Annotated in this window: 8 protein-coding genes; all 8 read right to left on the bottom strand. The window is 70.6% G+C overall.

Annotation, left to right across the window (positions count from 1 at the left end; all coding sequences use genetic code 11):
• Window positions 1–1,080: type IV secretory system conjugative DNA transfer family protein (locus tag C503_RS0134945; protein ID WP_018686867.1), on the bottom strand; the 1,080-nt coding region annotated here is incomplete at its 3' end.
• Window positions 1,081–1,095: 15 nt separating this feature from the next.
• Complete coding sequence (locus tag C503_RS0134940; RefSeq protein ID WP_026317010.1) at window positions 1,096–1,593, bottom strand: cupin domain-containing protein; 498 nt, start codon at window positions 1,591–1,593, stop codon at window positions 1,096–1,098.
• 144 nt (window positions 1,594–1,737) lie between these two features.
• A complete protein-coding gene (locus C503_RS46475; RefSeq protein ID WP_245572664.1) occupies window positions 1,738–3,324 on the bottom strand; it encodes a hypothetical protein in 1,587 nt (528 codons plus the stop codon).
• 249 nt (window positions 3,325–3,573) lie between these two features.
• Window positions 3,574–5,067 carry an SCO6880 family protein gene (locus C503_RS0134930; protein ID WP_018686864.1) on the bottom strand — a complete coding sequence of 498 codons (1,494 nt, stop codon included), beginning with the start codon at window positions 5,065–5,067 and terminating at the stop codon, window positions 3,574–3,576.
• Window positions 5,064–7,160, bottom strand: a complete 2,097-nt coding sequence (locus C503_RS0134925) for a TrbL/VirB6 family protein (protein ID WP_156893724.1) — start codon at window positions 7,158–7,160, stop codon at window positions 5,064–5,066. The genes C503_RS0134930 and C503_RS0134925 overlap by 4 nt, the downstream gene beginning before the upstream one ends.
• Window positions 7,144–8,001, bottom strand: coding sequence for a hypothetical protein (locus C503_RS0134920; RefSeq protein ID WP_018686862.1), 858 nt, complete (start codon window positions 7,999–8,001; stop codon window positions 7,144–7,146). The genes C503_RS0134925 and C503_RS0134920 overlap by 17 nt, the downstream gene beginning before the upstream one ends.
• 53 nt (window positions 8,002–8,054) lie before the next feature.
• Complete coding sequence (locus tag C503_RS42080; protein ID WP_051115023.1) at window positions 8,055–8,363, bottom strand: hypothetical protein; 309 nt, start codon at window positions 8,361–8,363, stop codon at window positions 8,055–8,057.
• Window positions 8,364–8,402: 39 nt separating this feature from the next.
• Entirely contained in the window at window positions 8,403–8,969 is a 567-nt protein-coding gene (locus C503_RS0134915; protein ID WP_018686861.1) for a hypothetical protein, read from the bottom strand.
• Window positions 8,970–9,009: the final 40 nt, after the last annotated feature.

Here is a 9,009-nt window from a genome sequence, read left to right as displayed (position 1 = left end):
GACCCAGCGCAGCAGCGATTCGGAATCCAGGCACGCCAACGCGGTGCTGACACCCTCGAAAATCCCGCCCTTGGTCTCCGGCGGAAGCTCCAAAGTGGACCGCAGGCTCGCGGCCTGTGCCACGTACCCGCCGCGTTCGAGGTAGACAGCGGGTTCCTCGGCTCGCGTGGCCACCCACAGCACGACGTCGCGCAGTGTCTTGCCGGAAGTGGTCGCCGCCGCGAGAAGCAACTGCCGCAACGTCTTGGCCGCGGCCGGAGTGAAGAACGGGTCGGCCCGGTCGGTGGCGCCGCTGCCGCCGCCGACCTCGCGCATGAAGTACGACGCCATGCGCGCGGCCGACTCGACGTCACGCACCGACTTCAGCGGATCCCACCAGAAACCCTGCTGCTGGTAGGTGATCCGCTGCGGGTCGAACAGCCAGACCGGGCCGACCTTCGCCCGCAGCATGGATGTCAGGACCCAGACGTCCGGCTTGTTCGACGTGGCCACCACCGGGCCGGGGGCGGCGAGGATGTCGGGGACGACTTTCGCCGAGGTTTTGTTGGAACGCGGGCCGCAGATGACGAGTTCGACGTCCTCGTGGCTCTTGAACAACGTGGCGCCGGAGACGTCGCCGAGCGAGGCGCCGACGTCGCGGGCGGTCAGTTCCTTGGCCTTGGTCCCCGCCAGCGAGGGCCGCAGGCCTTGGGCGCGTTTGGCCATCGCCGGTCGCTGCAGGTCGGCGAAGGCCTTGCGCGAGACCATCGCGCGGTGGCCGTCCTTGGGGCGGCGTCGTTTCGCGACGAGCACCGACACGGTGATCACGGCGGCCAGGACGAGCACCACCTCGCCGATGAGCACCCCGTAGAACAGGGTCGACGAGCCGTCCGGGCCGATCAGCCCCTCGATGCCGTGCTTCTTCAGCGCCCCGGCCACCCCGCCGTAGTCGGGCACGGTGAAGTCCCCGCCGGTCGCGAGTTGCGCGGCCGACCACATCGCGCCGATCGCGACGAAGATCAGCGCGAAGAAGCCGACGATCAGCCACGGCAGGATCGGCATGGTGCCGCTGGCGTGCTGGCGTGCGTTCGGGTTGGTCATGGCAGCCGCACCCGCTCACGCCGCGTGCGTGCCGGGCAGCAGTCGCCCGTCGGCGAACGCTTCCCGCAGCCGCACGATCAGGCCCTGCTCGGCCAGGTCGGGCAGCGCGTGCACGCTGCGGTTGAACACCGGATCCGCGCTGACCTCGATCGCGCTGACCTCGGTCCCGCCGAGGTTGACCGCCTGGTGCACCCAGCCCGCAGGCACGTAGATCACGTCGCCGGGCCCGGTGACGGCCGCGCTCTGCCAGCGGTCCGCGCCCACGGGCATCAGCAGCGTGGCGGCCGTCCCGGTCAGCACCACGACCGTGCGGTCCTCGTCGTGGTGGTGCGGGACGGACTGCCCGCCCACGGGCATCCGGACCCGGCCCGCCGACTGGTCCCGTGCGCCGCACAACTCCTGGTCGGCGATCGGGCGCAGACGCTGCTGTTGGGCACCCAGGAACTCGTCGCCGTCAGCCTGCCCGGCCAGCCCCAGCCGCCACTGCGGCGCGGTGATGCCGTTGCCTTTCATGATCATGTCCCCCCCGAGACAGCGATGCGGTCAAGCACGCCGAAGCCCCCCGGCAACGGCGGTGTGCACCCCGAACAGCCGGTCCACTTCGGACCGGACGCGGTGCGGTGATCGCGCGGCGGACCGCGCTGAGGACGGAAGCGCTCATGCCGCGCTCGCCCTGGCCTGGAAGGCCGAGTCGGTGTTGTAGAGCTCAAGTTCGCGCCGGTTGAGGTGCATCCGCACCGGAAGGCCCGCGCGCTCACCGGCCTTGATCAGGTAGAGGCCGCGGCCGGGATGCCGTTGACCCGGCACCCAGGTGCCCGCGCTCTGCCAGGAGGCGAGCATGTCGGCCTCACGGCTGGACAAGCTCACGGCCAGCGAGGACAGCTCCGTGGCGGGCAGCCCGCCGTAGACGTGGATCGCGCACCGTGACGCGATGCCCCGCGCCTTCGCGCGGTCCTCGGCCGAGGGCAGCGCCTCCAGGTCGTCCATCGAGTGGGTCAAATAGACCGACGCGACGCCTTTGTGGCGGTTCAACCTGGTCATCCGGTCGGACTTCTCGACCAAGCCGGGCCCGGTCCGCAGCGCCCTCCACGCCTCGTCCTGGATCCAGAGAATGTTCTTGCCGGCTCCGGCCTGGCGGGCCTCGATCATCCCGGAGCCCCAGGCCCACGAGCACAGCATCGCCGCGGCGACGACCTCGTCGGTCTCCTCGTCGAGCACGCTGATGTCCAGCGACGTCGCCGGGGAAGCGGGGTCCAGCCGGGCGGTGCTCCGCCGGTCGAAAAGCCCCCGGAGCGGCCCATCCACCAGCAGATCGAGGGCTGAGAGGACCTCGCGCATCAGGTCGAAGTAGCGCTCCGGACGGCCCTCCACCCGCGCCGCGTCCAGCAGGGCCTGCGGCGCCTGATCGAGCACCGCCCGGACCTCCGGGATCGTCGGCTGCCCGTCGTCGGTCGCGTCCGTCGCGACGTCCAGGGCCCGGCTGACCAGGTTGCGTTCGGTGGTGGTCGGCGCCCGGTCCAGCTCCAGCAGGAGCAGGCCCTCCAGCAGCGCCGTCTGCCGCGCCCGGATCGACTCGCGCAGCGCGTCACGTTGCCTCCCGGCCGGAACCGTGGCCAGCAACTGCCCCAAGGGTCCGGGGTCGAGCGGGTTGATCGCGTCGAACCCGCGGCCGATCTTGATGACCGTGCCGCCGAGCCGCGAGATCAAGGGCGAGTACTCGCCCTTCACGTCGGCCGGGACGAACATCATCCAGCCCATCGCGCACAACCCGGTGCCCAGCCGCTTCGCGAACGCCGACTTTCCAACGCCCGGCTGAGCCTGAACCCACATGCCGGTGTTGGTGATCAGCCCGGACTTCAGCCAGTCGCCCGGATGCAAGCCCACCGGCTCGTGCGTGTGCAGGTCGTGCCCGATCGGCACGCCACGGACCCGCGACCCGGACCCGCCGACGAACGGATACAAGCCGGCCAACTGCGTGCTCGTGCCCTGCCACAGGGTCGCCGACCCAACGTGATGGTCCCGGCCGCCGCCGTTCGTGGCCCAGCCGCGCGCCGGTGGAACCGGCCACGAGCGCAGCTCGGCCAGCGGGTCGGACTTCGTCGGCACCAGCCGCGCCGCGGCGTCGGCGACCGTCTGCGGCAGCTCGGACTCGGTGGTGTCCACTGTGGTCGCGACGTTCGCCGCCGGCGCGTCCGGCACGTTCTGCTCCGCACGTGCCCGCTTACGTCGACTCAGCAGGGCCACGTGCCCCACCTGCTCGCTTGCAACATCTTTCCCCCCGGAAAGTTCAAGAACTGCTGGTCACGGACCGGTCCCCGCCGGTCCGGCGCTGCGCTCCACCGGCTCACGGACCCGACCCTCGGGAACCGCCGTGGCGGACGGCGCGACATCTGCGCCCACGCGCCCAGGTCGCCGCGAGCTCGCCCAGGAGGCGGTGCCGGTCGACCGGGAACGTGAGTGGAACGTGCCGTTGCCCGAGGCGCGGAAGTCGACTCATCGCGCCCACCTGCCCCGCTTCATCAGCTCCGGCGGGTACACGCCGACCCCGAGTGACGCGGCGAAACCCGCGTGCTGCCAGCCCCAGCACCTGCGAAGCCGCAACTTCGCGTTGCGGGCGCGACTTTCCACATCGGCGATCGCGTCGGGCAGCTTGCGCGGGTCCTCCACCGTGGTGGTCACGTACATCGCCCACAGCCCGACGCCCGAGCCTTGCGCCTCCTCCTCGGCGGCCTGGATCGCCCGTGCCTCATCGGCGCGGTCCCGCGCGGTGTCGTCGACCCCGCGCCGCCGGCGCAACTGGCGGCGGAACGACGAGCCCGAGGCCTCCCGCGTCACCACGTCCCCGGCCTGGTCGGCCGGGAACGGCTGGTAGGTGATGCAGACCCTGCGGTGGTAGCGGCCCGGAGTGACCAGCGGCGCCAAGATGTTGCTGGTGACGTTCTGGTTGGGCAGCCCCGACATCGCCCACGACACCGACCAGCCGCTGTCGTGCCAGTAGTGATCCACCAGCGCCTCGGCCCGCACCGGCCCGGCGTCCGACCACGCGAGCAGATGGTTCTGCTCGGACAGCCGCCCCAGCTCGCTGCGGGCGTCCGGGTCGTAGGCCGAGCGCAGCCAGTGCGTCATCGTCGCGGCCGTGGCCCGCCCGAGGCTGGCGACCCCGCACAGCGGCAGGTCGCCCTCGAGTCCGGCCATCGCCCGGCTGACCTCGGCCACCCGCTCCGCGTCGTCCTGCGGCGCGGGTCGTGCCCGCATCGGCTGGAACGTCATGTTCACGCGCACCGAGATGTCGGCCGTCGACCCGCGGTGCGACTCGGCGACCTCGGTCATGGTGTCCCGCGCGACCTGCGGCGCGTTCGGATCGAGCCGGTCGGCCACGTAGTCGGCCAGCTCGGTGCCGCTCGACGGCGCGGACTCCACGACGATCGCGACCCACTCGATCGTCGGCTCGTAGCCCAGCGCCGCCTGCCACGCCGCGAAGCTGCCGATCCACAGGTCGGTGCGATCCTGGTCGGCCAGCACCGTGCCGACCGGGGCCACCCGGACGCTGGAGGTCAGCCTCCCGGTCCGGCGATCCCACAGCAGCCCGTACGGCTGCCCAAGACCGTCCTGAGTGGACAGCGGGACGATCGGCGCGAGCACACCGGGCAACTCGTTTTTCCTTGGGTGGCGGGTGAAAACACCCGTCTCCCACTCCGTCCAGCCCTTCCTGCGCGCGGTGCGGGTCCGCATCCAGATCACCGCGGCCCCGCCGAGCGAGGTGCCGTGCGTGCGGTGCGGGATCAGCGTGAGCAGCGCGACCACGACGGCGATCCCGATGGCCACCGGCATGACCAGCAGCGAGAGGCCGAAGGTCGTGATGACCACCCAGACGCCCAGTGGGACGAACACGCAGGCCGCGGTCACCGCCGTCTGCGCCTCGGTCAGCTTGCCGACGCCGAAACCGCGCCTGGGGCGCCATCCCCCGTACATCCTGGTGTTGCTCATCGCGGGCCCCCCGACTCGCCAGCGCCCTCCGTCATCGCGCCGGCAGCAGCGTTGAAGCCCTGCTGGACGCCTTCCTTGACGCTTTCCTTGCCCTCGTTCGCGGCCATCGCGGCGGCCCCGGCGGGATGCGCGGCCATCGCGCCGCCACCGCCCGCGGCGGCCATCTCGCTGCCGCCACCGCCACCGCTACCGACTCCGGCACCCACGGGCGCCTGGCCGGGAGAGCCGCTCTGGCCGCCGGTGGCCGAGGACACGCCCTGCTTGCCTCCGCCCGGTCCGCCCTGCTGGCCGCCGCCGGGACCGGAGGCGGACTGCGAACCGCCATCTCCGCCGGTTCCGCTGGGTCCGTCGCCACCGCCGCCGGGACCGTCGCCCGCGTGCGCCGAGGACACCGGCAACGCGCCGCTGCTCTTCCCGCCGCCGCCCCCGCCGGCCGGGCCGCTCTGATCCATGAACTTGCCGAAGCCGCCGACTCCGCCGCCGCCGAGCGCGGACGCCGCCGCGCCGACGGCCATCGCGCCCCCGGCGCCCCCGCCACCGTTGACCAATTTCTGGCCGCCCCAGTCGAAAAAGCGCAGCATCGTCGGCATCGAGATGACCGCCAGGGCGATCACGGCCATGCCCACCAGCACGGTGGAGATGTCCTGTCCGCTGCCGATGAGCTGCAGCCCGATGGCGAAAATGATCGCGGCGATCGGCTGGTAGAGGATCAGCGAGAGGCACCAGCTCAGCACCTTCTTCAGCCACGGCTTCGTGCTCTCGTTGGCCTGCCCGGCCGCGGCCGTGGGCAGCAACGCGAGCAGGATGACCAGCGCGCCCATGCGGAAAAAGCCGAGCACCCACTGGATGCAGGCCAAGAAGAACAAGATGATGCTGAGGAAGAAGATCGCGCCGGTGGCTACGCCGACCTGACCGATCAGCGAGTCGCCCACGGTCTTGGAGAAGGTGTTGATGCTCTGGTCGAGCACGTCGTTGGCCAGCGCGATCCCGGCCTCGTTCAGCAAGACCGCGACCGTCCCGCCCAAGGTCGACCAGCCCACGAACGACAGCAGGCCCATACCCGTGCTGACCAGCGGATCCAGCTTCCGCTTGTAGATCATCACGAGGCCCTGCCAGATCACGCTGCCCGCGAGCAGCGCGATCCCGACATAGCGCAGCAGGCCCTGGATCTCGGTGATCGCCGGGCTTTGCAACATCGTCGTGCGATCGGTGCGGGTCCAGAAGCTCATCGCCTCGGCCATGAGCTTCGCCGAGCCCTCGGCGATGGTCTTGGTCAGATCGGCGAACCAGCCCCCGGCTATGTCTCCGATGACTTCGCTGGGCGACTTCAGCTCGGTGTGTGTGTCGGCCGTGCCGGTCGCTTTGTGCTCGTTGATTGCCTTGGCGCGCAAGGCTTCGACACGGCGGACGTACTCGTCGGAGAAGGTGTTCCACGCCTCGCACTTGGCCTTCTCGTTCTCCTGCGCGTTGTTGCAGGTGATGTAGAAGGCGTCGCACATCGTGCGTTCGGCACCGAAGTAGCGGTTGTACTCGTTGCCGCGAGTGGTGTTCGGATCCGCCCGGTCGGTGCAGTAATAGATCGCCTGGTGACCGTCTTTGCTGGTCATCCCCCACGGGAAGCCGAACGGCTTCGTGGTGTAGTCCGCGCCGGTCCAGCGCTTCATGTCGTCGACGCAGTAGCCGGGAGGCAAGATCGCCGGAACCTCGGTGGCGAGCTGCCGGTAACCGGCGATGATCGCGTCGCTGCGCGGCTTGTCCTCCGGCTTGGTCTCCGGCCCGAACATGCTGGCCTGGAAGTAGGCGAGCAGGCTGGGCGTGTCCTGGATGGCGTTGGACGTCCAGATCGAGAAGTCGCCGCCCTTGTCCTTGCAGGTGGGCGAGGTCATCCACGGCGAGTTCGCGAACGCCGGCGTGTTCGGGACGTATTTCTGCAGGTCGGCCGGGACGTTGGTGAGGTCCTTGACCGGCGCCGCGCTGGCCGCCGGCCCGGTGAGCAGCGCCAGGAACCCGACGATCAGGCCGAGCAGGACCGCGCGCCACAACCGAGCCGAGCGCGGCGTCGACTGCGGTGTCGAACTAGGTGCGGTGGACATCGTCACCGCCCCTGTCGCTGCGCTGCAGGCGCGTGACCCGGCGGCGGATCACCAGCAGCAGCACCCCGGCCGCGACCAGCACTCCCGCCGCGGCGAGCAGCCCGCCCCACTCCGTGCGGGTCTCGAACGCCGCCGTGGCCATGGCCGGGTGCTGCCCGATCGCGTCGCCGCGAAGCTGCTCGACCTGCCGGACGTATCGGTCGGAGAAGGTGTTCCAGGCCGCGCAGCGGCTCTGGTCATCGGTGCTCTGGGCGTGCACGCAGGCGACGTAGAAGCCGTCGCACATCGCGCGCTCGGCGCCGACGTACCGGTTGTATTCGGTGCCCCGCTGGGCATCCGGCGCGCGGTCGGTGCAGAAGTAGATGCTCTGGTGGCCGTCCTTGCCGGTCACGCCCCACGGGAACCCGAACGGCGTCATCGCCGGATTCGGCCCGGCCCACCGGGTCAGGTCGTCGACGCAGTAGCCGGCCGGGACCGTGCCGCCGATCCGGCTGGCGAGGTCGCGGTAGCCCGCGAGCATGGCCTGGCCGCGGGCCTGGTCCTCCGGCTTGGCCTGCGGCCCGAAAGCGCTGGCCTGGAAGTAGGTGAGCAGTGCGGGCGTGTCCTGGATGGCGTTGGACGCCCAGATCGAGAAGTCGCCGCCCTTGTCCTTGCAGGTGGGCGAGGTCATCCACGGCGAGTTCGCGAACGCCTCGGACCTCGGCACGTACTTCTGCAGCGCGGCCGGGACGTCGCGGAGATCCTCGCCCACCGGCGCCGCGCTGGCCGCCGGACCGCTCACCAGTGCCGCGAACCCGACCAGGATCGCCAGAAACGCGACTCGCCAGCCCTGTTTTCCCATTCCATTTACGGGCGCTTTTTCCCCGCTGGCAAGAATGCGGGACTGGTGCGCCCTCATTGGAGAAGAAACCCGACAAGAGAAGCGGACCCGAGAATCAACGCCAGGCCGCCGACCACCCACGGCAAAGAGACCGCACCCTCGATCGCCATGTTGTTTCGATTTCGTCGGCCGATCGCCATCATGATTCCGGCCGCGATCAGCGCGCCGACTGCACCGACCAGCCCGCCCCACTTCATCCAGCCGAGAAGCGTGTTCGTGGCCGCCGCCAACTTGCCCGGCGGTGCCGCTGGTGGCGGGTCCGGAACCAAAGGTGGTTGCGCCAGCCAGCCATTCAACTCAGTCAAAAGTGCGTGAAAACTCATCGCGCGAAATCCCCCCGAGAAACTTTCTGGAATTCGCGGTCAGCCCCCCTGGCCACCGCGGTGATGAACGACGTTCTGCTGTGGACCGCCCCCCTGCGGGGCCCACCGCTGATGCGGCTGCGGACCGGCGCGCGGCTCCGCCAGGAGCCGGTTCCCCGGAACCTGCGCGGGCGCGGGCATGGGCAGGCCGGGCGCGGGCGTGCGCGGCTGCTGTGGCCGCGGTTGCGGGTACATCTGTTGCAGCGCCTGGGGAAACTGGCGCAACGCCTCGACGATGTCCTTGGCCTTGGCCGAAATCTTGGGTCCCGGCGCGTTCTCCATCTCCAGCCATGACCGCTGGTGGGAGATGTCGAACTGGGCGGTGATGTGCGGCTGGACCTTGCGCAGGTGCGAGCGGGATTCGGCGATGACGCCGGGAACCGTGTGCATCACGACCAGCACCGGCGGGCGCGGGCAGGCGGCCAGCGCGGGCCCGAGCCGGGCGGCCGATGCCGCCGTGTTGGAGGTGACCAGGACGTCGACCTCGCCGCCGCGGTACTCGCGCAGGTCAAGGACGGGAAGGTTGAACGCGAGCTGGAGAAGGCGGGTCCACGTGGACGTGCCCACGCCTCCCGCTACGCCGGCCACTCGCAGCGGCCGAACCTGC

It is taken from the genome of Actinokineospora enzanensis DSM 44649 (genome assembly GCF_000374445.1).
Taxonomy (GTDB): domain Bacteria; phylum Actinomycetota; class Actinomycetes; order Mycobacteriales; family Pseudonocardiaceae; genus Actinokineospora; species Actinokineospora enzanensis.
The sequence above is the reverse complement of the archived record's forward strand: the minus strand, read 5'-3'. Positions and strand labels throughout refer to the sequence as shown.